At 69.2% G+C, this 25012-nt stretch carries 22 protein-coding genes, 1 tRNA gene and 1 pseudogene; 14 read left to right on the forward strand and 10 right to left on the reverse strand.

The window, feature by feature from the left end:
- Positions 1-15: 15 nt before the first annotated feature.
- The 10 genes and pseudogenes from CRP45_RS19345 to CRP45_RS19390 all read left to right on the forward strand — a co-directional run bounded on the left by CRP45_RS19345 (position 16) and on the right by CRP45_RS19390 (position 12562).
- Positions 16-1686 carry an ABC transporter family substrate-binding protein gene (locus CRP45_RS19345; protein ID WP_097246268.1) on the forward strand — a complete coding sequence of 557 codons (1671 nt, stop codon included), beginning with the start codon at positions 16-18 and terminating at the stop codon, positions 1684-1686.
- Positions 1683-2339: a hypothetical protein gene (locus tag CRP45_RS19350; protein ID WP_245910247.1), complete on the forward strand. Its 657-nt coding sequence runs from the start codon at positions 1683-1685 to the stop codon at positions 2337-2339. The genes CRP45_RS19345 and CRP45_RS19350 overlap by 4 nt, the downstream gene beginning before the upstream one ends.
- Positions 2340-2588: 249 nt before the next feature.
- Positions 2589-3557, forward strand: coding sequence for a FadR/GntR family transcriptional regulator (locus CRP45_RS19355; protein WP_097246270.1), 969 nt, complete (start codon positions 2589-2591; stop codon positions 3555-3557).
- 24 nt (positions 3558-3581) lie between these two features.
- A complete protein-coding gene (locus CRP45_RS19360) occupies positions 3582-4241 on the forward strand; it encodes a sterol desaturase family protein (protein ID WP_097246271.1) in 660 nt (219 codons plus the stop codon).
- A 162-nt stretch (positions 4242-4403) separates the two neighbouring features.
- Positions 4404-5702 (forward strand): annotated as a pseudogene (locus CRP45_RS19365) (MFS transporter); the annotation flags it as partial.
- 54 nt (positions 5703-5756) lie between these two features.
- The gene (locus CRP45_RS19370) at positions 5757-5978 is read left to right on the forward strand and encodes a heavy-metal-associated domain-containing protein (RefSeq protein ID WP_097246272.1); all 222 of its coding nucleotides are present in this window, start codon (positions 5757-5759) and stop codon (positions 5976-5978) included.
- Between the two features lie 33 nt (positions 5979-6011).
- Positions 6012-6941 carry a hypothetical protein gene (locus CRP45_RS19375; protein ID WP_097246273.1) on the forward strand — a complete coding sequence of 310 codons (930 nt, stop codon included), beginning with the start codon at positions 6012-6014 and terminating at the stop codon, positions 6939-6941.
- 30 nt (positions 6942-6971) lie between these two features.
- Positions 6972-9293 (forward strand): heavy metal translocating P-type ATPase, encoded by a 2322-nt coding sequence (locus CRP45_RS19380; protein WP_097246274.1) that lies wholly within the window; start codon positions 6972-6974, stop codon positions 9291-9293.
- A gap of 392 nt (positions 9294-9685) precedes the next feature.
- The gene (tuf, locus tag CRP45_RS19385) at positions 9686-10867 is read left to right on the forward strand and encodes an elongation factor Tu (RefSeq protein WP_097246275.1); all 1182 of its coding nucleotides are present in this window, start codon (positions 9686-9688) and stop codon (positions 10865-10867) included.
- Positions 10868-11128: 261 nt separating this feature from the next.
- Complete coding sequence (locus CRP45_RS19390) at positions 11129-12562, forward strand: lipase maturation factor family protein (protein ID WP_097246276.1); 1434 nt, start codon at positions 11129-11131, stop codon at positions 12560-12562.
- Between the two features lie 163 nt (positions 12563-12725).
- Here CRP45_RS19390 and CRP45_RS19395 read toward each other — a convergent pair whose 3' ends face one another.
- Positions 12726-13415: a PAS and ANTAR domain-containing protein gene (locus CRP45_RS19395; protein WP_097246277.1), complete on the reverse strand. Its 690-nt coding sequence runs from the start codon at positions 13413-13415 to the stop codon at positions 12726-12728.
- 50 nt (positions 13416-13465) lie between these two features.
- A complete protein-coding gene (locus CRP45_RS19400; RefSeq protein WP_179830930.1) occupies positions 13466-13885 on the reverse strand; it encodes an ATP-binding protein in 420 nt (139 codons plus the stop codon).
- A gap of 258 nt (positions 13886-14143) precedes the next feature.
- On the opposite strand from CRP45_RS19400, the gene CRP45_RS19405 reads away from it, so the two are divergent.
- Positions 14144-14506, forward strand: coding sequence for an STAS domain-containing protein (locus CRP45_RS19405; RefSeq protein WP_097246279.1), 363 nt, complete (start codon positions 14144-14146; stop codon positions 14504-14506).
- Between the two features lie 51 nt (positions 14507-14557).
- Here CRP45_RS19405 and CRP45_RS19410 read toward each other — a convergent pair whose 3' ends face one another.
- The 5 genes from CRP45_RS19410 to CRP45_RS19430 all read right to left on the reverse strand — a co-directional run bounded on the left by CRP45_RS19410 (position 14558) and on the right by CRP45_RS19430 (position 19073).
- Entirely contained in the window at positions 14558-15001 is a 444-nt protein-coding gene (locus tag CRP45_RS19410; RefSeq protein ID WP_097246280.1) for a response regulator, read from the reverse strand.
- Positions 14998-16602, reverse strand: coding sequence for a sensor histidine kinase (locus CRP45_RS19415; protein ID WP_097246281.1), 1605 nt, complete (start codon positions 16600-16602; stop codon positions 14998-15000). Before CRP45_RS19415 ends, CRP45_RS19410 begins: the two co-directional genes overlap by 4 nt.
- On the reverse strand, positions 16599-17759 hold the full coding sequence (locus CRP45_RS19420) for a PP2C family protein-serine/threonine phosphatase (protein ID WP_097246647.1): 1161 nt from the start codon (positions 17757-17759) through the stop codon (positions 16599-16601). Before CRP45_RS19420 ends, CRP45_RS19415 begins: the two co-directional genes overlap by 4 nt.
- Positions 17760-18007: 248 nt before the next feature.
- Positions 18008-18080: transfer RNA gene (locus tag CRP45_RS19425), tRNA-Gly, on the reverse strand.
- A 123-nt stretch (positions 18081-18203) separates the two neighbouring features.
- Positions 18204-19073 carry an NAD(P)H-binding protein gene (locus tag CRP45_RS19430; protein WP_097246649.1) on the reverse strand — a complete coding sequence of 290 codons (870 nt, stop codon included), beginning with the start codon at positions 19071-19073 and terminating at the stop codon, positions 18204-18206.
- Between the two features lie 86 nt (positions 19074-19159).
- Between CRP45_RS19430 and CRP45_RS19435 the strand changes: the two genes are divergently transcribed.
- On the forward strand, positions 19160-19978 hold the full coding sequence (locus tag CRP45_RS19435; RefSeq protein WP_218841171.1) for an AraC family transcriptional regulator: 819 nt from the start codon (positions 19160-19162) through the stop codon (positions 19976-19978).
- Positions 19979-19988: 10 nt separating this feature from the next.
- Here the strand turns inward: CRP45_RS19435 and CRP45_RS19440 are convergent, their stop codons facing one another.
- The gene (locus CRP45_RS19440) at positions 19989-20738 is read right to left on the reverse strand and encodes a lysophospholipid acyltransferase family protein (RefSeq protein ID WP_097246282.1); all 750 of its coding nucleotides are present in this window, start codon (positions 20736-20738) and stop codon (positions 19989-19991) included.
- 246 nt (positions 20739-20984) lie between these two features.
- On the opposite strand from CRP45_RS19440, the gene CRP45_RS19445 reads away from it, so the two are divergent.
- A complete protein-coding gene (locus CRP45_RS19445) occupies positions 20985-21785 on the forward strand; it encodes a hypothetical protein (RefSeq protein ID WP_245910248.1) in 801 nt (266 codons plus the stop codon).
- An 83-nt stretch (positions 21786-21868) separates the two neighbouring features.
- Entirely contained in the window at positions 21869-23404 is a 1536-nt protein-coding gene (locus CRP45_RS19450) for a Rieske 2Fe-2S domain-containing protein (protein WP_097246283.1), read from the forward strand.
- Between the two features lie 66 nt (positions 23405-23470).
- Here CRP45_RS19450 and CRP45_RS19455 read toward each other — a convergent pair whose 3' ends face one another.
- Both CRP45_RS19455 and CRP45_RS19460 read right to left on the reverse strand, forming a co-directional pair.
- The gene (locus CRP45_RS19455; protein WP_097246284.1) at positions 23471-23806 is read right to left on the reverse strand and encodes a BP74-related protein; all 336 of its coding nucleotides are present in this window, start codon (positions 23804-23806) and stop codon (positions 23471-23473) included.
- Positions 23807-23968: 162 nt separating this feature from the next.
- The gene (locus tag CRP45_RS19460) at positions 23969-25000 is read right to left on the reverse strand and encodes a MauE/DoxX family redox-associated membrane protein (RefSeq protein WP_097246285.1); all 1032 of its coding nucleotides are present in this window, start codon (positions 24998-25000) and stop codon (positions 23969-23971) included.
- Between the last annotated feature and the right edge of the window lie 12 nt (positions 25001-25012).

Genomic DNA, 25012 nt, shown 5'->3' on the forward strand with positions numbered 1-25012 from the left:
GGAAGGACCAGCTCGATGCGGATACGTTCCTTGACCACCAGATTGGCGGTGCCACTCGCCGCGTTCGGCCTGATCCTCACCGGTTGTTCCGACAACGGCGCCGTCGCGCCCGGCACCAGCACGATCGGCAGCACCAACGACATCAATCCGGTGGACCCGAGCCAGTTGCGCGACGGTGGGAATCTGCGGTTGGTGCTGAGCTCGTTCCCGGAGAACTTCAACGTGCTCCAAGTGGACGGCGGCACCGAGAGCGGCGCGATGGTGGCGGGACCGACTATGCCCGCTCCGTTCGTCAGCAACGCGGCGGGCGAGCTCTCGGTGGATCACAACTTCTTCACCGACGTGCAGCTCACCAACACCAGCCCGCAGCAGGTCACCTACACCATCAATCCGAAGGCCGTGTGGTCCGACGGCAGCCCGATCACCTGGGAGGACCTGCGTTCCCAGGCGAACGCGCAGAGCGGGAAGGACAACGCGTACCTGGTCTCGGCGCTGAGCGGCTTCGACCGGGTGGAGAAGGTCGAGCGCGGCGTCGACGACCGGCAGGCGATCGTCACCTTCAGCCAGCCCTACGGTGAATGGCGCGGCCAGTTCAGCCCGCTCTACCCGAAGTCGGTCACCGCGACGCCCGAGGCGTTCAACACCGCCAACCGGGACGGCCTGACGCTCAGCTCGGGCCCCTTCGTGATCAGCAACATCGATCGCGCGCAGCAGCGAATCACGCTGAGCCGCAACCCGCAATGGTGGGGCGACACCCCGAAGCTGGACACCATCACCTTCAGCGTGCTCGACCACACCGCCTGGCTGCCCGCCATCCAGAACAACGAGCTCGACATCGCCTACATGTCCGGCATCGAGAACGTGACGGCGGCGCGCAACGCGGCGAACGTGGTCATCCGGCGCGCGCCGGAGCCGAGCTGGTCGCATCTGACCTTCAACGGCGCGCCCGGCTCGCTGCTGGAGGACCCGCAACTGCGGATCGCCATTTCCAAGGCCATCGACCGGCAGGGCATCGTGACCGCGTCGCAGAACGGCGTGGTGGAGAACCCGAAGCCGCTGAACAACCACATCTTCATGGCCGGCCAGAAGGGCTACCAGGACAACGCCGCGCCGATCTCCTACGACCCGGCCGAGGCGGCCCGGATGCTCGACGAGCTGGGCTGGAAGCTGAACGGCGACGTGCGCGAGAAGGACGGCCGCAGGCTCGAGCTCCGCGACGTGATGTACCAGCAGGACGCCTGGGTGCAGACCGCGCAGATCGTGCAGCAGAACCTGGCCGCGGTCGGCGTGAAGCTGACGATTCAGACCGTGCCGGGCACGGGCCTGTTCAAGGACGTCATCGATCCGGGCAACTTCGACATCGCCCAATTCAGCTGGGGCGGTAGCGCGCTGCCGCTCGGCGCGTTGCAGCAAATCTACTACTACGACCCGAACAACCTGATGGGCAACAAGGCCCGGATCGGTTCGCCGGAGCTCAACGCTCTCATCGACAAGACCATCGCGGAGCTCGACCCGGACAAGGCGATCGAGCTGGCCAACCAGTGCGACCAGATGATCTTCGCCGAGGGCTACTCGATTCCGCTGCACCAGGCTTCGGGCACCTACGCGGTGCGCGACAATCTCGCCAACTACGGCGCGTTCGGGTTGGCAACGCCGGATTACACGAAAGTCGGCTTCCTGAAGTGAGTTCGAGGTCGGCTCATCCGCTGGCCTATCCGATCGGAGTGACGCTCGGCGCCCTCGCGGTCTGTGCCGCGTGGGCGCCGTTCGCCACGGTCGACCAGTTGGCCGGGTTGGCGACGGTGGCGCTGGGGATATCGGGCTACACCGGGATTCGGCTTCTGATGGCCTTCGGGGTGCTGTCCTGCGGGTTGCCAGGGGCGGGGGGGTTTCGGGTCGCGCGGGTTCGGCAGCAGCACCGGTTGGTCAGCCGATCGTGGTTGGAGGTCATCGGTCCGGCCGGTGCGCGGCGGTGGTTGCCGGTGTTCTTCGATCCGGCGCTTGTCATGTTCACGGAGTCGGCGGCCGAGTTCGACGGGCGCGTCCTTCGCGCGGGGGATCTTCGGCTGTATCCCTCGGGGCGGGCGCGGGATACGGAACCGCCCGGGCGGCTCGTCGACAATCCGAGTCGGCCCGATCCGGACGCGCCCGTGCTCGCCGCGAGCCGGGTGACGCGCCGCCTGCTGTTCGACGTTCAGCCCGCCGTTGCCGCGCCCTTCGCGGCGCTGCTCTGGATCTATGTCGATGGTGGCGGCCTTGTCACCTTCGTCGGCGCGCTCTGCGTCGCCGCCGCGACCGCGACGTGGCTCGCCGCCATCCGCGGGTCCGACCCGAGCTAGTGCCGCGTCCAGAATGGTCGGCGCGGTAGCCGACCGAAGGCCACCTCCATCACGCCAGACCGACTGAACGTCACCTTCATTCACCGGACCTGCGTGCGGACGGGCACTGGCTGGCACACAGGTTGTGTACGCCGCACATGGGTGGTGGCTGTGTGCGGCGTGCAATGGGTTTGTGGAGGTGTGCGCGTTCGAGTCGCAGAATTGGTCTGACCACTTGACCAGCTGACCACCTTGGCGCAGAGTGGACGCATGGCGTTGCAACCTGTGGTCAAGCGGTCGGTGTCGGCGGATGTGTTCGAGCAGATCGCCGCGGATGTGCTCAGCGGTGAACTGGCGCCGGGGTCGACCTTGCCGAGCGAACGACAGTTGGCGGAGGCGCTCGGCGTCTCGCGGCCCGCGGTGCGCGAGGCGCTGCAACGCCTCGCCGCGGCGGGACTCGTCGCGGTGCGGCAGGGCGACGCGACCACCGTGCTCGACTATCGGCGCGGCGCCGGGCTGGAGGTGCTGCCCCGGTTGCTGATCCGCGAGGGCATGCTCGAACCCGCTGTCGCGCGCAGCATCCTTGAGGTCCGCATGCACAACGGGCCGAAGGTTGCCGAACTGGCGGCGGCGCGGATGGCGGCGTTGGACCGGGAAAGCGCGCGCGCCACCGGCCGGTCGGGTTTGCCGGAACGGGCGGACGGCGAGGCGAATGCCAGCGAGTCACGCGCGACAGGCCGCGACAACCGCGGGCACGACGAGCCGAACGCCACCCAACCGGGCATGACCGGCCGCGACAACCGCGGGCACGACGAGCCGAACGCCGCCCAGCCCGTCACCACCAGCCGCGACAATCGCGCGGACGGCGGGTCGCGCGCGGCGGAGCCCGGTACCGAGTACGACCACGTGCGCGCCGATCTCGAGCGCGCCGTGGCGGCGCTGACCGCTGAAACCGATCCGGTTGTCCTGCAACGGCATGCGCTGGAGTTCTGGAATCACGTCGTCGACGCGGCCGACTCGATCGTGTTCCGCCTGATGTTCAACATGCTGCGCGCCGCTTACGAACCAGCGCTCGCGGCGCTGGCCCCCGTCATGTCCGCCGAGGTGGGCAATGCCGAGGGCTACCGCGAACTGGCCGCCGCCATCGTGGCGGGCCGGCCGAAGAAGGCCGCCGACAAGGCTCGGGCCCTGCTCGAGCCGGCGACCACCGCCCTGATCGAGGCCCTCGGCGGCCGCTGATCACGCAATATCCGAGGTGACACCATGTCCAAAACCCAGCTGCGCCGAGGTCTCACGCTCGGCGACGCCTTTCGCGAGTTCCTCCGCCACCCCTCGCCCTGGATGATCGGCACCGCGCTGGCGCTCGCTCTGATTGCCCGAATCCTGGTGGGCGACTGGCAGCTCAGCGACGCGCTGCTGCCGGTGGTGATGCTCGCGGTCTTCCCCGCGTTCGAGTGGGTCGTGCACGTCATGGTGCTGCACTGGCGGCCGAAGCGCATCGGCCCGATCGCCTTGGACAGCGAGCTGGCCCGCAAACACCGCCAGCACCACGTCGATCCGCGCAATATTCCGCTGATCTTCATCCCGACCCGCTCGCTGGTCTTCGTCATCGTGGCGTTGCTGGCGATCACCGCCTTCGCGTTCCCACGCCTCGGCCTCGGCCTGACCTTCCTGCTGACCATCACGGTGCTCGGCCTCGGCTACGAGTGGACGCACTACCTCATCCACACCGACTACAAGCCGAAAAGGGCGCTGTACAAGGCGGTTTGGCGCAATCACCGACACCACCACTACAAGAACGAGCACTTCTGGTTCACGGTGACGAGCTCCGGAACCGCGGACCGCGTTTTCGGGACATACCCCGATCCGGCCGAGGTGCCCACATCGCCAACGGCCCGAAACCTGCACGGAGCCCAGGTCTAGCTCCACCGATCGGACGGGTTCACCGTCCACGACCCCGAGTCGGCCGGACCGCCGAGATCGACGGCCCCATCCCACAAACCATGTGTACGCCTCACATAGGCACCGCCTATGTGAGGCGTACACGCGTTATGTGGCAGCACCTATGCGGTCGGGCGCGTACCGCTGGGTGCGCTTCAAGAGAATCTGACCTGGGTGTTCAACGCGTACGTGATCGCCTTCGGCGGGCTGCTGCTGCTCGGCGGGCGGCTGTCGGACCTGCTCGGCGCGCGCCGGGTGTTCGCCGCGGGCTGGCTGACGCTGCTCGTCGGCTCGGTGATCGCAGGCGCGGCGGGCAATGTCGCGACCGAGCTGATCGGCCGAGCGGTCCAGGGCGGCGGCGCGGCGCTCATCGCGCCCTCGGCGCTGACCCTGCTGATGATGCTCTTCGGCTCCTCGCCGCAGGAGCTGACCAAAGCGCTCGCCGTCTACGGCGCGGCCGCGCCAGCGGGCGGAACGGCGGGCGTCTTCCTCGGCGGCGTCATCACCGAATACATCAGTTGGCCTTGGGTTTTCTACATCAACGTGCCGATCGCGCTGCTCGCCCTCGTCGCGGTGCCCGCGCTGATGCCGAGCGCACCGGCCCGCTCGGGTTTGGTCGACCTGCTCGGCGCGGCAACGGTGACCGCCGGTCTCGCCGCCGCCGTCTACGGCATCGTCCGCGCGCCCGAAGTGGGCTGGGCCTCGGGCCAGACCTGGGGCGTGCTCGCGATCGCGGGCGCACTACTCGCCGGTTTCGTGGTTCTTCAGTCCCGCAGCAGGGAACCGCTCATGCGCCTCGGCGTCTTCCGCGCGCCGAATCTGGCCGCCGCCAACATCGCCCAGCTCTTGCTCGGCGCGGCCTGGGTGCCGATGTGGTTCTTCCTGAACCTGTATTTGCAGCAGGTGCTCGGCTACAGCGCGTTCCCCTCTGGCGCGGCGCTGCTTCCGATGACCACACTGATCATGCTCGGCATGATCGTGCTCGCACCGCGCGCCATGCAGCGCTTCGGCGCCAAGCCGATGATCGTCACCGGTCTGCTCGTGCTCGCGCTCGGGCTCGGGCTCGGCATCATGTCGCTGGTTCGGCCCACCGGGAACTTCTGGGTCGACGTGCTGCCCGCCTCGCTGGTGGCCGCCGGCGGCATGTCGCTGGCCTTCATACCCTCCCTCGGTACTGCGATCTCGGCGGCACGACCGGAGGAGGGCGGTCTCGCCTCGGGCATCGTCAACGTCTCGTATCAGGTGGGCTCGGCCGTCGGCCTGGCCGCGATGACGGCCGTCGCCGCGGCGTTCGGCGCCGATCAGGTGACCGATATCGACGAGTTGACCAGCGGTTTCTCGGCCGCCTTCCTTGGCGCTGCGGTGATCGCGCTCGTCGGAGCGGGCATCGCGGCGGTGACCATGCGAACCCCCGCCGCTGAGCCCGTATCCGAAACCGTTTGACAAAATACCCTAGGGGGGTATGGTAGAACAGACCCCGCAGCAGAGGAGACAGACATGAGCACCACCGCATCCGCCACAGCTACCTACGCCGTCACCGGCATGACCTGTGGCTGCTGCGTCAACAAGGTCCGCGACAAGGTCGGCGCGATCCCCGGCGTCACCGACGTGGCTGTCGACCTCGACGGCGGCACGGTCACCGTCGCGGCCGACGCCCCGATCGGGCGCGACGAGGTCGCCGCCGCGGTGGGCCGCGCGGGCTTCCAGCTCGCCGACTGATCCCAGCAACTACGAACCGGAACGGAGCACCCGATGAACGCCACGACCAAGTTCGCCGGCTTCACCCTCGGACTCGCGGCGGTCTTCGGGATCGCTCTCGCGACCGGAGCGGCGATCGGCCCGGAACCCACCGAGCCCGCCGCGCACGACACCCACGCGACCGGGCCCACCACCGACGGCGGGCCCGGCGCCGAGGAACTGCCCGGCGGCCTGCTGGTCACCGCCGACGGCTACACCCTGAGCCTGGACACCGCGCAGACCACCGCGGCGCCGAACTCGACGCTGCGGTTCCGCGTCCTGGACCGGCAGGGCGCACCGGTCACCCGCTACGTTCGCAGCCACGACAAGGACCTGCACCTGATCGTGGTCCGCCGCGACACGGCCGCCTTCCAGCACGTGCATCCCACGCTGGACGGCAACGGGACATGGAGCGTCCCGCTCGACCTCACCCGCGCGGGCGATTACCGCGTGTTCGCCGACTTCACCCCCGAGGGCGGCGCGAACCTGACGCTCGGCGCCGACCTCCGGGTCGCGGGCTCCTACGACCCGCGGCCGCTGCCCGCACCCGCGCGCTCCGCGGCGGTCGGCGACTACACAGTTACGCTGGATGGTGCGGTCTCCCCCGGCCAGGCCTCGACGGTCACCCTCTCGGTGAGCAAGAGTGGCAGGCCGGTCACCGACCTCCAGCCCTATCTCGGCGCGTACGGCCACTTGGTCGCGCTGCGCGCCGCCGACCTGGCGTACCTGCACGTTCACCCCGAAGGCCACCCCGGCGACGGCGTCACCGCGGCGGGTCCCGGCGTCACCTTCGCCGTGACCGCGCCTAGCGCGGGCGACTACCGCCTGTTCCTCGACTTCCAACACGAAGGGGTGGTCCGCACGGCCGAGTTCACGCTCTCGGTACCGTCGGGCAACGCGCAGACCGGACACGGCGCACCCGCCGAGCCTGGCCACGGCCACTGATCACCACGTGCCGCAGAGAAAGGAATTCCGATGACGACCGCGACGCAATCACCGGCCACCGGCCAGGTCGAATTGGTGATCGGCGGCATGACCTGCGCGTCCTGCGCCAACCGCATCGAGAAGAAGCTGAACAAGCTGGACGGCGTCACCGCCACAGTCAACTACGCGACCGAGAAGGCGCGGGTCGACTTCACCGGTGACGTCTCCCCCGAGGACCTGATCGCCACCGTCGAGCAGGCGGGCTACACCGCCGCACTGCCCGCGCCGCCGACCGAGGAGACCGAAGAGTCCGCCGAAGCGGATCCGACGGCCGCCCTGCGGACCCGACTGCTGGTCTCGCTGGTGCTGACCGTTCCGGTGATCGCCATGGCGATGATCCCCGCGTTGCAGTTCACCAACTGGCAGTGGCTCTCACTGACGCTCGCCGCGCCGGTGGTGGTCTGGGGCGCGCTGCCGTTCCACCGGGCGGCGTGGACCAACCTGCGCCACGGCACCGCCACCATGGACACGCTGGTCTCGATGGGCACCCTCGCCGCGCTCGGCTGGTCGCTCTACGCGCTGTTCTGGGGCACCGCGGGCACGCCGGGCATGACCCACCCGTTCGAGTTCACCATCTCCCGGATGGACGGCACCGGCAATATCTACCTGGAGGCCGCGGCGGGCGTCACCACGTTCATCCTGGCGGGGCGCTTCTTCGAGGCACGGTCGAAGCGGCGGGCGGGCGCGGCGCTGCGCGCACTGCTCGAGCTGGGCGCGAAGGAAGTCTCGGTGCTGCGTCGCGGCGCGAGCGACGGGCCCGGAGGAGGCAGCGAGCGTAACCACGGAGGGACCCGGGAGCGCCGCCATGGAGACCTCGTCGAGCGGCGGATTCCGATCGAACAGCTCGGTGTCGGTGACGAATTCGTGGTCCGCCCCGGCGAGAAGATCGCCACCGACGGTGTGATCGTGGAGGGTTCCTCGGCGGTCGACGCCTCGATGCTGACCGGTGAATCGGTGCCGGTCGAGGTGGCCGCGGACGACGCCGTTGTCGGCGCGACGGTCAACGTCGGCGGCCGGATCGTGGTGCGCGCCACCAGGATCGGCGCAGACACCCAGCTCGCGCAGATGGCGAAGCTTGTCGAGGACGCGCAGAACGGCAAGGCGCAGGCGCAGCGGCTGGCCGACAAGATCTCCGGGATCTTCGTGCCGGTGGTGATCGCGCTCGCGGTCGCGACGCTCGGATTCTGGCTCGGCACCGGCGGTTCGGTGGCGGCGGCGTTCACCGCGGCGGTCGCGGTGCTGATCATCGCCTGCCCGTGCGCCCTCGGCCTGGCCACCCCGACCGCGCTGATGGTCGGCACCGGACGCGGCGCGCAGCTCGGCATCCTGATCAAGGGTCCCGAGGTGCTGGAGTCGACCCGCCGGGTGGACACCGTGGTGCTGGACAAGACCGGCACCGTCACCACCGGCAAGATGACCCTGCTCGACGTGATCGCCGCCGACGGCGAGGACGTGAGCGAGGTACTGGCTTTGGCAGGCGCGCTGGAGGATTCGTCGGAGCACCCGATCGCGCAGGCGATCGCCAAGGGCGCCCGCGAGAAGGTCGGCGAGCTGGCGGCGGTCGAAGGCTTCGCCAATATCGAGGGCCTCGGCGTACAGGGCGTGGTGGACGGGCACGCGGTGATCGTCGGGCGGGCCCGGCTACTCGCCGACTGGTCGCAGCACCTGGACGCCGAACTGGAGCGGGCCATGCACGCGGCCGAGTCGGAGGGCAAGACCCCCGTCGCGGTCGGCTGGGACGGCAAGGCGCGCGGCGTGCTCGTTGTCGCCGACGCGGTGAAACCGACCTCGGCCGAGGCGATCTCGCAGCTGAAGGCGCTCGGCTTGACCCCGATCATGCTGACCGGCGACAACAAGGCGGCGGCGCGGGCCATCGCCGATCAGGTCGGCATCGAGGAGGTGATCGCCGAGGTGCTGCCGCAGGACAAGGTGGCCACCGTCGAGCGGTTGCAGGCCGAGGGCAAGGTCGTCGCGATGGTCGGCGACGGTGTCAACGACGCGGCGGCGCTGGCCAAGGCCGATCTCGGCCTAGCCATGGGCACCGGCACCGACGTGGCCATCGAGGCGAGCGACCTGACCCTGGTGCGCGGCGACCTGCGCGCCGCGGCGGACGCGATCCGGTTGTCCCGCAAGACACTCGGCACCATCAAGGGCAACCTGTTCTGGGCCTTCGCCTACAACGTCGCCGCGATCCCGCTGGCCATGGCGGGGCTGCTGAACCCGATGCTCGCCGGTGCGGCGATGGCGTTCTCCTCGGTGTTCGTCGTCAGCAACAGCCTGCGGCTGCGCGGTTTTCGCTCCACCGCGCTATAGCGCGCACCCCGATCGGGCGGGACGGCACCCCAAGGGGCCGTCCCGCCCTTCGCGTGCACCGATCGGTCTGGGACTGAACGTGACCCCTACCGCGGCTGCACCGCTGAAGGTGACCTTCGGTCGGATGTCTCCCGCCCCTCGGAAAATCGCTCGCGGCGCTGCCCGTCGCGGCCGTACTCTGCTCGACATGTTCTGGCTCGCCATCGTTCTGGAGTCCGCGGTCGCGGGCTCGATGGCGGCTGCCCTGGCAGCGGCGGCAGTGGCCGCGCTGCTCGACGGCGCCCGACGCTGACCTTCCCCGGGATGTCCCGGGACCTCCGACGGGGAAGGTGCCCCCGTCGCAGAGGTCCCCCGTGACATTCGGGCGCTCGCCCGGAAACCAAGGAATACACATGTCGAAGCAAACCTATGTCCGCACCAAGCCGCACCTGAACATCGGCACCATGGGGCACGTCGACCACGGCAAGACCACGCTGACCGCCGCGATCACCAAGGTGCTCGCCGAGCGGGGCGGCGCCGCGTTCGTGCCGTTCGACCGGATCGACCGCGCCCCCGAGGAGGCGATGCGCGGCATCACGATCAACATCGCGCACGTCGAATACGAGACCGCCACACGGCATTACGCGCACGTCGACATGCCGGGCCACGCCGACTTCGTGAAGAACATGATCACCGGCGCGTCCCAGCTGGACGGCGCGATCCTGGTGGTCTCCGCGCAGGACGGCGTGATGCCGCAGACGGCCGAGCACGTGCTGCTCGCCAGGCAGGTCGGCGTCGAGCACATCGTGGTGGCGCTCAACAAGGCCGACGCGGGCGACCCGGAACTGCTCGAGCTGATCGAGCTGGAGATCCGCGAGCTGCTCAGCGCCCAGGGCTACCCGGGCGACACCGCGCCGATCGTGCGGGTCTCCGGGCTGCGCGCGCTGGCGGGCGACGAGCGCTGGACGGCGGCGCTGCTCGACCTGCTCGACGCGGTGGACGCGCACGTGCCGATACCGGTCCGCTACACCGACGCGCCGTTCCTGCTTCCTGTGGAGAACGTCCTCACGATCACCGGGCGCGGAACGGTCGTCACGGGGGCGATCGAGCGCGGCCGGGTCCGGCTCGGCGACCGGGTGGAGTTGCTCGGTCTCGGCGGTGAGGCGTTGACGACGGTCGTGACGGGAGTCGAAACCTTCGGCAAGGCCATGGAATTCGCCGAGGCGGGTGACAACGTCGCGCTGCTGCTGCGCGGCGTGCAGCGCGGTCAGGTCCGGCGCGGCCAGGTCGTCGCCGCACCGGGCAGCATCGCGGTGCGCACCCGGTTCACCGCGCGCGTGTACCTGCTCGGCGCCGCCGAGGGTGGCAGGCGCACGCCGATCACCACCGGTTACCGCCCGCAGTTCTACGTGCGCACCGGCGACGTGGTCGGCGACGTCACCCTGCCCGCCGACACCGCACTCGCCCACCCGGGCGACACGGTCGAGCTCACCGTCGAGCTCGGCCGCGCGCTCCCGCTGGAGCCGAACCTCGGCTTCGCCATCCGCGAGGGCGGTCGCACGGTCGGCGCTGGCACGGTCCTCACCGTCGCCTGAACCCGGGCCCGTCTCGGTCGGCCACCCCGACCGAGACGGGCCCCATCCGAACGGGCTGCGCCGCCCCAACTCCACGGGCAGCACCGCGACTGAGCGGTCCCACACACACTGTGTACGCCTCACACAGGCGGTGCCTATGTGAGGCGTACACACGGTCTGTGGCAGGCCAGTGCGGACGGGCTGCGAGGGCGGCGTTTCCGTGCTGGGCGGTTGGGTAGTACGGAAGCACCATGGACTTCCACCGTCCGAGGAGCTGCGGGCATGGAGTGGTTCACGGCACCCGAATACTGGCAGGCCAGGCTGATCTTTCAGCGGGGCTTGGCGGTCGTGTACCTGCTCGCCTTCCTCGGGGCGGCGTTGCAGTTCCGCGCGCTGATCGGTGAGCACGGGATGCTGCCGGCGCCGCGGTTCCTGCGGCGGGTGTCGCCGCGGCGCTCGCCGAGTCTGTTCCACCTGCACTATTCGGACCGGTTCTTCGCCGGTGTGGCGTGGACGGGGGTGGCGCTGTCGGCGGCGATGGTCGTGGGGCTCGGGGATCTGGTGCCGCTGTGGGCGGCCATGGCGTTGTGGACGGTGCTGTGGGCGCTGTACCTGTCGATCGTCAACATCGGCCAGGCGTGGTACTCCTTCGGCTGGGAGTCACTGCTGCTCGAGACGGGTTTTCTGGCGATCTTCCTCGGTAACGACACCGTGGCGCCGCCGCTGCTGGTCCTGCTGCTCGCCCGCTGGCTGCTCTTCCGGGTGGAGTTCGGCGCGGGGCTGATCAAGCTGCGCGGCGATCCGTGCTGGCGCGATCTGACCTGCCTGTACTACCACCACGAGACCCAGCCGATGCCCGGCCCGCTGAGCTGGTTCTTCCACCACCTGCCTCGGCCGCTGCACCGGGTGGAGGTGGCGGCCAATCACTTCGCGCAGCTCGTGGTGCCGGTCGGGCTGTTCGCGCCGCAGCCGGTGGCGAGCATCGCGGCGGGACTCGTCATCGTGACGCAGCTGTGGCTGGTGCTCTCCGGCAACTTCGCCTGGCTGAACTGGCTGACGATCCTGCTCGCGGTGACGGCTCTGGACGCGCGCGTCTTCGGCCCGCTGCCGGGCGCGCCCGCGTTGTCCGAACCGCCGCTGTGGTTCGCGGGCGCGGTGATCGTGCTGACCGTGGTCACCGTGGGCCTCAGCTACTGGCCGGTGCGCAACCTGTTGTCCAAGAACCAGCGGATGAACACCTCGTTCAACCCGTACCACCTGGTCAACACCTACGGCGCCTTCGGGAGCATCGACCGGGTGCGCAACGAGGTGGTGATCGAAGGCACCGCCGACACCTCGATCTCCGACGAAACGGTTTGGCGCGAATACGAATTCAAGGGCAAGCCAGGTGACCTGCGCCGCTGGCCGCGCCAGTACGCGCCGTACCACCTGCGCCTGGACTGGCTGATGTGGTTCGCCGCCATCTCGCCGATCTACGCGCGATCCTGGCTGCTCCCCTTCGTCGTGCGGCTGCTCCAGAACGACCCCGCGACATTGCGCCTGCTGCGCCACTGCCCCTTCCCGGACGCCCCGCCCCGCTACATCCGCGCCCGCCTGTACGAGTACCGCTACACCAGCCTGCGCGAACTCCGACGCGACCGCGCCTGCTGGCGCCGCGAACTCGTCGACGAGTACCTCCCACCGCTGACGTTGCACCAGGCTCGCGGATTCGCCTGATCGGCGGGGCCGGACCGGAGCCCCTTCCCGGGCCGCGCATGGCCGCCCCGACGAGGAAGGTGCGTCCTCGGGTCCCGCCCGAGCTCCGCGCACGCCCGCAGGGGAGCTACGCCCCCGCTCGGGTGCGGCCTTCATAGCCCACAGCGAAGGCGGAGGTAGGCCCTTAGTCCGCTTCGGGGACGACCCGCTCGTGCGCGGTCAGCAGCACGTGATCGAACCTGGTGCGCAGACCCGCCCGGTCGGCGTCGATGTCCCGCGCGTCGAGCACCAGCTGCTGCGCGAGATCGCGGAGCTTGGTGTTGGTGTGCTGGGAACGCCAGCGCAGGATCGCGAAGGCCTGGTCGGCGGAGACGGCGTAGACGAGGGAGAGCACGCCTTTGGCCTGTTCGATCGCCGCCCGCGACTCGATCAGCTCGGGCAGCACGTCCTCGATGACGTCGTTGCGCTCGCCCTCCAGCGCATCGGTGAGATCGATGTAATACCCGGCCGTGCCGATGACGGCGCCGTTCTCGTCGGTCTGGTAATCGCCGATGACGATGACCGGATGCTCCCGGCCTTCGGTATCGATGATGCGATGCCTGCTGCAGAACGGTTCGCCGGTGTCCACCACCTTGGCGATCGCCGATTCGACCAGCTCGCGGTCGTCGGGATGTTTGTGCGAGAGCAGCAACGCCGTCGTCGGTTCCACCGCGCCCGGCTTGTAGCCGTACATGCGGGCGACCTCGTCGGACCACTCCCATCGCTGGTCCGCGAAGAAGAAACGGAACTCCCCCGCGTTCGCGCACGACTCGACGCCGATCACACTGCCGAGCGCGCCGATCGCACGCGGGCTCAGTTCGCTGCCCTCTATCACCTGTCCAGTATCCAGGTGGTAGCAAGCGAGCGCGGGACTAAGCCCCGGAATCAGGCGGTGAGCGGAAGCCGCATCGCCACAGTGGTCCCACCTTCCCCGGTGGTCACATCTACCTCGGGAATCACCGCGCGGATGATGGCGAGCCCGCGGCCGCGCACGGACCTCGCCTGCGGGTCGGGCGGCTTCCAGCGGCCGTGATCGGCGACTGTGACATTCAACTCGGCGCCGGTGTAGAAGGCGCGCACGCGCACGGTGCCGCCGTCGCCGCGGTGGCCGTGCTCGACCGCGTTGGTGCAGGCCTCCCCGACCGCGAGCAGCACGTCGTAGGCGCGCTCGGCGCCGATGCCGCACTGCTCCAGCCAGTCCTGAAGAGTGTGCCTGACCTGGGCCAAACGATCGGCGGTCGCCGGAAAGTCCAGCTCCAACGGTCTCGGCGGCGTTCGAAGCCGAAGTGAGCGGGACGTGGTCACCTCGCTGCCTCCCTGCAACGTCCATGTCGATTGCCTTCTCGCCCAGAGCAATACCCATTCGCGCACCGGGCAAGCCCGATCACCCGGTATGAGGTGGCCGATAGTGGTGTCCGTCTCGGTATTTCGACGCGGCGATTACGACAGCCGCGATCGGGTAAGTTGACTCGAGAGACGCTCACAGCCTTGTCACGCCCCGCGTGGCGAGGCTCGATGCTGCAGAGGTGGGAAAGTGGCGAATTGCGAGCTGGGAGGTCGGCGGTGAGCGGCGAGGGCGCGTCCAAGGTTCTCGACGTGCGGGTGCGCGAGGACGGCGACGTGGCCGTCGTCACCGTGCACGGCGAGGTCGACATGGCTTCCGCGCCGCAGCTGCAGGCCGCCCTCGAAGACGCTCAGCGCGGCGGAAAGTCGCTGGTCATCGACATGTTGGAGGTCGGTTTCCTCGGCTCGGCGGGATTGAGCGTGCTGCTCGTCGCCTCCGAGGCGCAGCCTGCCCGGCTGCGGGTCGTCGCCTCCGACGCGGTGCGCCGCCCGATCGAACTCACCGCGCTCGACGAGCTGCTCTCGGTGTTCCCCTCGCTGGACGCCGCGCTCGCCGCGGACGAGAGCAGCACCCCGAGCTGAGCTCGCCTCGAAGGCGCTGCCGTACGAAGTCCGTCCCGGCCGCCGCGAAGCCTAACGCTGCCGCGGCAACCGGACGACCTGCACGAAGAACTCATCGATCTGCTTGATCGCGGCCACGAACTGGTCGAGGTCCACCGGCTTGGTCACGTACGCGCTGGCGTGCAGTTTGTAGCTGCGCAGAATGTCTTCCTCGGCGGCCGAGGTGGTCAGCACGACGACCGGGATGTGCGTCAGGTCCGGATCGGCCTTGATCTTCTCCAGCACCTGCCTGCCGTCGTACTTCGGCAGGTTCAGGTCGAGCAGGATCAGATCGGGTCGCGGCGCGTCGGCGAACTCGCCCTGCCGGTACAGGAAGTCGAGCGCCTCCTGCCCGTCGTGCGCGACGTGCAGCGTGTTGCCGATCTTGTTGTCCTCGAATGCCTCCCGGGTCATCAACTCGTCGCCGGGATCGTCCTCGACGAGCAGGATGTCGATCGGCCTGCCGGGAAAGGTCATGCGTTGGCTCCTTCGGTGATCGGGCTGGACTCCGTGCTCGCGGGTTCGACGGCCTGGAGGGTGAAGCAGAGGCGGGTGCCGTCGCGATGATCGGTATCGATCCAGATTCTGCCGCCGTGATATTCGACGATCTTCTTGCAGACGGCCAAACCGATTCCGGTGCCGCTGTATTCGTCACGGCCGTGCAGGCGCTGGAAGATGACGAACACCTTCTCGGCGAATTCCGGTGCGATGCCGATGCCGTTGTCGGTCACCGAGAACTGCCAGCCCTCGGCCTCTTCCGCGGCGCGCTCGCAGTCGATGCGCACCACCGGCGGGACGTCGGGCTTGCGGAACTTGATGGCATTGCCGACGAGGTTCTGCCACAACATCGTCAGCAGGGTCGGCTCGCCGAGGATCTCGGGTAGTTCGTCCGGTAGTTCGATGGTCGCGCCGGTCTCATCGATGGCCGACGACAGGTTGGTGAGCGCCTTCTGCAACGGCTGGTCGAGCCCGGTCGGCTGGATGCCCTCGCTGATCCGGCCGACGCGGGAGAAGGTCAGCAGGTCGTTGATCAGCACCTGCATGCGCTTGGCGCCGTCGACCGCGAAATCGATGTACTGCTTGCCGCGCTCGTCCAGCTCCGAGCCGTAGCGCTTCTCCAGCAGCTGGCAGAACGAGGCGACCTTGCGCAGCGGCTCTTGCAGGTCGTGCGAGGCGACGTAGGCGAACTGCTCCAACTCGGCGTTCGAGCGGCGCAGTTCCTCGGCATGGAGGTCGAGGTCGGCCTTCTGCTGCTCCAGCAGCGCCTGCTGGGTACGGGAGGCGCTCAGCTCGGCGACGATCCTGCGGCGCATGTCCTCGACGGCCTCCGCGACGAGGGCGAGGTCGGCGGGACCGTGCGCGTCGATGCGATGGTCGAATTCGCCGTCGGCGACCCGCTTGGACGACTCGGTGAGCTGGCCGAGCGGGCGCGCGACCAGCCGCCGGATCAGCACGAGCAGCACCACACCGGTCAGCAGGGAGGTGGCGATCAAGCCGGCGAGCACCGCGTTGCGCACCGTGCGCGACTGCGCGAGTTCCTCGTTGCCCTTCGCGACCTCGCCCGCGATATTGTCGCTCTGCGTGGCGGAGGCGGCGCGCACCTGATCGAAGATGGTCTTGCCGCGCAATGCCGCCGTGGTCTCGACCGGACGCGTGGCGCCGGAGGTCACCGTCGCGGCGAGCGGGTCGGCGTACTCCTCGCGCCACCGCGCGGCCGCCCGCTCCACCATTTCGAGATCGGCGATACGGTCCGGTCGGTCGGCGAGCAGCTCGCGCAGCCGGGCCGCCGCGCGCTCCTGTTCCCGTTTGCCTTCGTCGAACGGTTCGAGGAAGCGCGGGTCGGCGGCGATGGCGTAACCGCGCAGGCCGGTTTCCTGGTTCACCAGCGCGCTTTCCAGGCGGTACGCCTCGGCGGCCGCTGGCATGGTCTGGCTGAGCAGCCGGTCGGTGACCCGGTTGGTGTTCGCGATGACCTGCCAGCCCGCGATCGCGCCGACGATCACCACAAGGACCATCACGGCGAGAACGAGCTGGAACCAGCCCTGCGCGGTCAGTCTGCCCACGGTCGTTCTCGTCATCGGTCTCGCCTCCCGTCCGCTGCCCAGCGCAGATACAAGATCGCCACGTCGTCGTCCAAACCGCCTGCGGCGCCGGCCAATTCCTCGACCCGGCGGATCAGCTCGTCGACGAACGGTTCGGTCCGTTCGGCGGGCACCGTGCCCGCCAATTCGAGCAGGCCCTGTTCACCGAGTCGCTGCGCACCAGCGCCGACGCGGCCCTCGAAGAGGCCGTCGGTGAACAGCAGCAAGCCGGCGTCGTCCGGCAGTTCGACCTCGTGACTCGACCATTGGGCGCGCCCTGGCAGAAAGCCGAGCGCGGGTCCGCCGGGCACCTCGAGCCAACGCAACTCCTCGCCGCGCTGGCGCAGCATGCCTGGGTGCCCGGCGCGCCAGACGTGCACTCGGCGGGTCCGCGGATCGAGGACGAGGCTGGTCGCGGTCGCGAAGGTCTGCCGGTCGGTGCGCTCGGCGAGCAGTACCCGCTCCAGCAGTCGCAACTGCCGCAGGCCGGTGACGCCGCTGAGAACCAGTGTGCGCCATGCCAATCGCAACGCGACTCCGGTGGCGGCGGCGTCGGGACCGTGCCCGGAGACGTCGCCGATGACGGCGTGCACCGTGCCGTCCTCGCCTTGGACCACGTCGTAGAAGTCGCCGCCGAGCAGCGAATGGGCGCGACCGGGGCGATAGCGCGAGACCACCTCGACGGTCCGGTCCGGACCGAGCAGTGGTGTCGGCAGCAGGCCGCGCTCCAGTCGGGCGTTCTCCTGGGCCCGCATCTGGCTGGCCTGCAGAGCCGCGCTCGTGCGTTCGGCGTGCTTGCGCTGGATCGCGTAACGCACTGCGCGCACGAACAATTCGGGTTCGACGCGACCCTTCACCAGGTAGTCCTGCGCGCCGGAGGCGACCGCGTCCAAGCCGGTGCGCTCCTGATCGAGGCCCGTCATCACCACGACGGCGACCTGATCGTTGTACGCGCGGATCCTGGCAAGCGCCTCCAGGCCCTGGGCGTCGGGGAGGTGCAGATCGAGCAGTACGCAATCGGGGACCGAAACGCGCAGCCGCTCACCCGCTTCGGCCAGCGTCCGAACCCACTCCAGGCGCAGACCTTGTGCCGCGTCGGCGACGAGTTCCTCGACGAGCAGGGCATCGCCGGGGTCGTCCTCGACCAACAGCATCGTCGATTCCCGGTCCAACCGCCCCGAATCGACAGCGACATCAGCATCGTGGGTGCGCAACGACACCACGGCCTCCGATCACGACGAACATGGCGCTACCCCTCGGGGCACGCCGACATACTCAGCGGCCGTTTGCTGGACCGAGAGGCAGGAGTGATCGTAGCCGATCTTGGGCACGTGACGCGGCACACACCGGACGCCCCTGCGATGGATTGATGTCGAATATGCACGACCGAAAGGAGTGGAAGAGCGGATGACGGGATTCGAACCCGCGACCCTCACCTTGGCAAGGTGATGCGCTACCAGCTGCGCTACATCCGCGTGCACCGCGTGGCGACCCGAGGGTGCGTTGCCGTGCGAGGGGCAACTTTAGTCGGCGGGTGCACGTGATTCAAAATCGGCCGTCCTGACCCGGGGTGGGTCGCGGTCGTGAGGTGGTCGCCTTCAGCCGACCGCTTCCGGTGCGCGGCGGAACGCGTCGATATGCACGGCGGCCCAGTCGGCGTAAGTGCGAGGTGGGCGGCCGAGGACGGTTCGGACGTCGTCGGTGCGGATGGCGTTGCGGCCCGCGCGGACGTAGGCCTGTCCGGCGAGTGCGCCGTCGATGTATTCGGCAGACATACCCGCGGCGAGCATGTGCTCGCGCGCCTGTTTTTCGGGGACGTCGACGACCTCGATCGGGTGGCCGAGGGCCGCGGCGAGTGCGGCGGCTTGGTCGGCGGCGGTGAGCAGTTCGGGGCCGGTGAGGGTGTAGGTGTGGCCGGAGTGTGTGGCGGAGAGGAGGGCTTCGACGGCGACCGCGGCGACATCGCGTGGGTCGATGACGCCTTGCGCCCCCTCCCCCGTGAGGTTGGGCACCGGCAGGCCGGCGCGGACGGGCTCGGACCAACTGAGCGTGTTGGAGGCGAAGGTACTCGGCCGCAGGACGGTCCATTCGAGTCCGCTCTCCCTGGCCGCCTGTTCGCCGGGCAGGTGCCAGGTGCCGACGCGGCCGAGGTCCGCATCGCCGGTGCCGATCGCCGAGAGCTTCACGATGCGCCGCACGCCCGCGGTGCGGGCCGAGGCGACGAGCGCGCGATCGGTGTCTGCGTCCTCCGGACCGAGAACGCCGACCAGGAACGCCGACTCGATCCCCGTCATCGCCGCCGCCATCGATGCGGCGTCCTTGTAGTCGCCGTGCACCACTTCGGCGCCCTCGGGCGTCCGCGCCCGTTCCGGGTCGCGCGTCACCGCGCGGACCGGCACCGCCCGCTTGACCAGCTGACGGACGATCTCACTGCCGATGGTGCCCGTGGCACCGGTAACCAGAATCATGGATACGACGGTGCCGCCTCCGAACCACCGATTCATAGGAACTTTCGGCACAAACGTGCGGCGCGAAAGTGCCTAGAGTCGATGTCGTGCAGACCGCGCCCGACCGAGAACGAGCCGCCGTTCGAACCGTCGAACTGGCCGAATCCACCGAACCCGTCCCCGACTCGCTGCGCCCGTGGCTGACCGAACTCGGGCGAATTCCGTTGGTGCGCGACCTGTCCGAGCCGTTCACACACGTCCCGCACACCGCGACCACGATCGTGCTGCGCGCGGAGGCGGGTGGGCGGCGGGAAGCGCTGGTGCTCGGTCCGCGGACCAGGGCGACGTACTCCGTTGCGGAAGCACCCGCGAGTTGCGTGCGGCTACGGTTGGCTCCCGGCGCCGCCGAACCGATGCTCGGCGTCACCGCAGGCGAACTCACCGATCGGGTCGTGCGGCTCGCCGACCTGCCGGGTCCGGTGCGCGAGCTCGCCGACGACCTCGGCGAACTGCCGTACGACGAAATCCTCGCCTTCCTGGAAGACGAACTACCGCAACGCCTTTCCGAGAGCGCCACGCAACGCGCGCACCGCGTCCTGCTCAGCGAAGCCGCGGCCGCGCTCGCCGAGCCGACCGGGCGGCCGATCCCGGCGCTGGCCGCCGACCTCGCCGTCAGCGAACGCCAACTGCGCAACCTGTTCAGCGCGGGAATCGGTCTTTCGCCCAAGCATTTCGCGCGCATCGGCCGGGTCCGCCAGATCCTCGCGTACGCGGGCAACACCCCGTGGTCGCGGGTCGCGGCCGACAACGGCTACTACGACCAGTCCCATCTGACGGCCGACTTCCGGACCCTGATGGGCGTGCCGCCTGGCAAGTTCTTCCGGGGCCGCCTCCCGGCCGCCACCCCGTGCCAGGTGACGGCCTGACGGGCGCGGGTCAGTCGGCGCGACTCGCGCGGCGGGCCGCTTTCTCCGCCGCTTCGGCGGCGTCCATGGCGTCGGCCTGCTCCAGGGTCGGCGCGCTGCCGCCGAGGCGCGCGGGCACCCAGTAGGCGCCTGGCTCGTGCTCGTAGCCGTCCTGCACCTCGAGCAGCATCCGCTGCATGGTGGCGCGGAGCTCGGCGGTGAGGTCGGCGGCGGGTTCGTAGGGCTGGATGGGCTCGCCGACCATGATGGAGATGGGAGTGTTGGTGCGGCCCAAGCGCTTCGGGAAACCCTTGGTCCAGACGCGCTGCGCGCCCCAGATGACGATCGGAACGATCGGCACGCCCGCCTCGATGGCCATCCGCGCCGCGCCCGACTTGAACTCCTTGATCTCGAAGCTGCGGCTGATGGTCGCCTCGGGGTACACGCCGACCAGTTCCCCGCGCCGCAGGTAGTCCACCGCGGCCTTGTAGGAGTCGGCGCCCGCCGCCCGGTCGACCGGAATGTGCTTGAGCGCCCGCATGATCGGGCCGGAGATGTTGTTGTCGAAGACTTCCTTCTTCGCCATGAACCGGACGTAGCGCTTGGGTTTGCGCACCGGCAGACCGGCGTAGGTGAAGTCCATGTAGCCGGTGTGGTTGACCGCGATGACGGCACCACCGGTCGGCGGAATGTGTTCAGCGCCCTTGACGGTGAACTTCAGACCTTGCACGAAGAAGACGGTCCGGGCCAGCCCGATGATCGTCCGGTAGACGGGTTCCACAATTCCGCTAGCGTAGTCGCAGACTCTCCCATCCGGCAGCCGCGACGCCCGCCGGATCCGGGATCCGCACCGATCGCGCCTAGAAAGAGGATCGTCGAAGTGGAACGCGCCCGACCGCTGCCGTGCGGCGACCGGACCATCAGGAACACAGCATCGAGCGAGAGTTCCCCGACAACATCCGACCCGGGCAGACGCTCCAGTACCGCGCGATCCCTCGCCGCGCTCGCACTCGGCGGCGCACTTCTGTTGAGCGCGTGCGATTCCGTCTCGGGCATCCCCGGCGACGATCCCGCGCCCGCGAAAGCGCTGACGACCCCACCCGCCGCCGTCCCGTCGGCCGCCCCCAGCACCGCGGCGACCAGCACCCTCCCCCCGCCGCCCGCCGACGCCCCCGAGGTCGGCGCGGTGCCCGGCGTGCCGGAGGCGGCGACCGCGCTGCGGCGCTGGGCCGCCGACCTGGAGTCCGGCACCATCGCTGAACTCCAGGAGAAGTGCTGGACCATGGCGCCGGGCAACGTGGCCGACATGTACGAGGACAAGCAGACCATCCTCGCCACCATCGCCCAGCCCGGCACCGCCACGGCGAAGACCGTCACCTGGAAGGGCAGGTCCGCCACCGTCACCGTCGAGCGCGGCGCGATCGAAACCGGCTACGCCTGCCCGCGCGTGTTCCCGGCGGGCACCGAGATCGGCCCCAACGACGCAGACGCTCGCCACACGGTGCGCCGCTACCTGGCCCGCTTCGTCGGCGAACCGCTCGACCCGGCCGACAAGGAAGGCGACTACCCGCTGATCTGCAAGGCCACCCCCGCCGAATGGGATCCGAACGGCACAGGAAGCCCCACGGCGCCGCCGCTGGCGAACAACCCGGGCAAGCTGACCGGCGTCACCGACTTCGCAGGTCAGCAGATCTTCTCGGATCGCATCGGCTCCGGCTACCTCACCGTGGAGGTGCCGGTCACCAACTCCTCCGGCGTCACCAAGACGCGCACATTCACGCTGGCCGAGGGTGACGAGGGCTACTGCATCGGCGACGTCTCGCCGTAGCGGGCACCGTGAGCGTCGTCATGGGAATGCAGCTATTAACCTGGGTGGCTGGCAACGCCCAGCAGGCGTAGGAGGAACAGCTAGTGCAGATCACCAGCGTCGGACACGCCGGATTCCACATTCGAACCGCGGCGGGATCGATCCTTTGCGATCCCTGGGTCAACCCCGCGTACTTCGCTTCGTGGGTCCCGTTTCCCGACAACACCCAGCTCGACTGGGCCGAGCTGGGCAATTGCGACTTCCTCTATGTCTCGCATCTGCACCGCGACCACTTCGACGCGAAGCACCTGGCCGAGCACGTCAACAAGGACGCGACCGTGCTGCTGCCGGACTACCCCGTGCCTGACCTGCGCCGCGAGCTGGAGAAGCTGGGCTTTCACAAGTTCGTCGAGACCGAGGACTCGGTCAAGCACACGGTGACCGGTCCCGGCGGCGAGCTGGACATCATGATCATCGCCTTGCGCGCGCCCGCCGACGGACCGATCGGCGACTCGGGTCTGGTCGTCTCCGACGGTGAGACGGTCTGCTTCAACATGAACGACGCCCGCCCGGTGGACATGGACGTGCTGCACGACGCGTTCGGCCACGTCGACATCCACCTGCTCCAGTACTCGGGCGCCATCTGGTACCCGATGGTCTACGACATTCCGTCCCGCACCAAGTCCAACTTCGGCAAGCAAAAGCGCCAGCGCGGCATGGACCGGGCGCGCAGCTACATCGAGCAGGTCGGCGCGACCTGGGTGGTGCCGTCGGCGGGCCCGCCGGTGTTCCTCGATCCGGAGCTGCGCTACCTCAACGACGACCGCGGCGACGAGGGCAACATCTTCCCTGACCAGATGGTGTTCCTGGAGCAGATGGAGATCCACGGCAACGAGGGCGGGATCCTGATGATCCCCGGCTCGGTCGCCGACGTGCGCGGCAAGGAACTGTCGCTGACCCACCCGTTCGACCCCGCCGAGATCTACGCCGACAAGGCGGGCTACATCGAGCGGATGGCCGAACGTCTCGCACCGGTGCTGGAGGCAGAGAAGGCCTCGTGGGCGACCGGCGACGGTTCGCTGCTCGAGCCGCTGCGAAAGCTGTTCGAGCCGATCATGGCGCAGAGCGATCTGATCTGCGACGGCATCGGCTACCCCGTCGGCCTGGTGATCGGCGACGAGACCGTGGTGCTCGACTTCCCCAAGCGGGCCGTGCGCGCACCCATCGAGGGTGAGGGCAAGTACCGCTACGGTTTCCGCATCGCGCCGGAGCTGGTGCGCACTGTGCTGCGCGACAACGAGCCCGACTGGGTGAACACCATCTTCCTGTCCACCCGTTTCCAGGCGTGGCGCATCGGCGGCTACAACGAGTTCCTCTACACCTTCTTCAAGTGCCTCACCGACGAGCGCATCGCCTACGCCGACGGCTGGTTCGCCGAGGCGCACGACGATTCGGCCTCGACCGAGCTCGCGGGCTGGGAAGTGCAGCGGCGCTGCCCGCACCTGAAGGCCGATCTGTCGAAGTTCGGTGTGGTGGAGGGCAACACCCTCACCTGCAACCTGCACGGCTGGCAGTGGGATCTGGAGTCGGGCCGGTGCAAGACGTCCAAGGGGCACGAGCTGCGGTCGCGCAAGCTCTGAATCGGGTTTTCGACGGGCCCCGGCCGGTGGTCGTCGACCGGGGCCCGCTGCGAACAACTTCGCTGATCAGCGGATCTCTCGGGTCAGCCTGGACGACCACGGACACCACATGCAACCCGGTAGGAACGCGCCGCACGCCTCGTCCAGGTGGTCTTCCACGTAGATGATGCTCGCGTCGCAGACCTCGATCGCCACGGTGAAGAAGGTGATCGTGTCGGGGTCCAGGTGGAAGGTCCAGCCCGGGTTGTAGTCGACCGGCTGCTTCCTGATCCGGCCCATGACGTGGACCGACATCTGCTCGGCGCCGGACAGGATCCGGCGCGCTTCTTCGATGCGCTGTTCGTTGGTCAGCCGGATGATGAACTCTTTGCCCGAGTAATCGGTGAATGCGAAGTCCGCCATGACATCTCCCTGCCGATTGATTGGATGGGGGGTCGCGCGCGGTTCTGCATCGATGCTCTCCGATCCTATCCATGGGCGAGGGGCGTTGTTCGCGAAATTCAGTGCGCGACAATCGATTTGGACCTGCGGTTGGTTTCGTTCGCGGGAAACCTGCCGGCCGGGTCAGCTCCGGCCGTTGGCGGCGGCGCGCTGGCCGTTGCTTCGAGAGGAAAGCTGAGCGCGGACGGATTTCCTGGCGATAATCAGCTCGCGGGTCGCGATAGCCCCGCGCGCGACGGGCGCGGCGACCCGTCCGTCGGCGTCGATCAGCACGGCCGACGGTGTACCGCGGACGCGGTATCGCAGCGCCGCCTCGTTGCCCTGCTGGACCAGCGACGGGATGTCGCCGAGGCCCTGTTCGACGCCCCATGCGGCCTGCTGGGCGGCGTCACCGTTCCCGACGACCACGATGGTCAGCGCGGTGCGCGCCTGCCAGCGCGGCAGCTCGCGCGCAAGGGCGGCGCACAGCTCGCAGCCGGGATGCACGAAGACCAAGAGCACCGGCCGCCCTGGCGCGAGCAGGTCCGCGAGGTTCGTGCGCTCGCCCGCGACGTCGAGCAACTCGAACTCCGGCGCGACCGAGCCGACCGGCAGGCCCTCGGCGCCCAACGTGGACAGCGCCTGCTCGTCCAGCCGACGGCGCAGCGCTCCGACCTGGCCGACCAGCCACGCGATCGCAGCGCACAGCACCGCGACGAGCGCGAGGCCGGTCGCGGCATCGGCGGGCAGTGCTTCCGGCACCGACGGATAGGCGATCGCGCCCCACAGCACCAGCGCGGCGAGCAGCATCAGCACGCCGTTGCGCACGATGCTGCGGGCGCCGATCGGCGTCGCGCTTGCCGCGCCGAAGCACGAGCACGCCGGACGTTTCCCGAGCCGCAGCAGGCGGACGATGACCGCGGTGAACACCGTCAGCAGGAGCAGCACGCCGATCGCCGCCGCGGCGGCCGTCCACGGCAGGACGACGCCCACCGCGAGCACCGCCTCGACGACCGGCAGCCCCCACGCCACGGCGGGCACCCACCGCACCGGCACCCCGAAGTCCCCCACCGCCTGCCGCGTCCCGGCGCGATCGGTCAGTTTTCCCCAGGCCGACAACCCGAACACCACGGCGAGCGCCAACCGCGTAACCCACACCCCGTATTCGATCAGCATGGGCCGCACCCT

It is taken from the genome of Nocardia amikacinitolerans (assembly GCF_900215415.1).
In the GTDB taxonomy this organism is placed as follows: Bacteria; Actinomycetota; Actinomycetes; order Mycobacteriales; family Mycobacteriaceae; genus Nocardia; species Nocardia amikacinitolerans.

Coding starts and splice junctions, on each gene's coding strand:
- CRP45_RS19345 (WP_097246268.1), top strand. CDS start 16: ATGCGGATACGTTCCTTGACCACCAGATTGGCGGTGCCACTCGCCGCG.
- CRP45_RS19355 (WP_097246270.1), top strand. CDS start 2,589: ATGGCGTTGCAACCTGTGGTCAAGCGGTCGGTGTCGGCGGATGTGTTC.
- CRP45_RS19360 (WP_097246271.1), top strand. CDS start 3,582: ATGTCCAAAACCCAGCTGCGCCGAGGTCTCACGCTCGGCGACGCCTTT.
- CRP45_RS19370 (WP_097246272.1), top strand. CDS start 5,757: ATGAGCACCACCGCATCCGCCACAGCTACCTACGCCGTCACCGGCATG.
- CRP45_RS19375 (WP_097246273.1), top strand. CDS start 6,012: ATGAACGCCACGACCAAGTTCGCCGGCTTCACCCTCGGACTCGCGGCG.
- CRP45_RS19380 (WP_097246274.1), top strand. CDS start 6,972: ATGACGACCGCGACGCAATCACCGGCCACCGGCCAGGTCGAATTGGTG.
- tuf (WP_097246275.1), top strand. CDS start 9,686: ATGTCGAAGCAAACCTATGTCCGCACCAAGCCGCACCTGAACATCGGC.
- CRP45_RS19390 (WP_097246276.1), top strand. CDS start 11,129: ATGGAGTGGTTCACGGCACCCGAATACTGGCAGGCCAGGCTGATCTTT.
- CRP45_RS19410 (WP_097246280.1), bottom strand. CDS start 15,001: ATGACCTTTCCCGGCAGGCCGATCGACATCCTGCTCGTCGAGGACGAT.
- CRP45_RS19415 (WP_097246281.1), bottom strand. CDS start 16,602: ATGACGAGAACGACCGTGGGCAGACTGACCGCGCAGGGCTGGTTCCAG.
- CRP45_RS19420 (WP_097246647.1), bottom strand. CDS start 17,759: ATGCTGTTGGTCGAGGACGACCCCGGCGATGCCCTGCTCGTCGAGGAA.
- CRP45_RS19430 (WP_097246649.1), bottom strand. CDS start 19,073: ATGATTCTGGTTACCGGTGCCACGGGCACCATCGGCAGTGAGATCGTC.
- CRP45_RS19455 (WP_097246284.1), bottom strand. CDS start 23,806: ATGGCGGACTTCGCATTCACCGATTACTCGGGCAAAGAGTTCATCATC.
- CRP45_RS19460 (WP_097246285.1), bottom strand. CDS start 25,000: ATGCTGATCGAATACGGGGTGTGGGTTACGCGGTTGGCGCTCGCCGTG.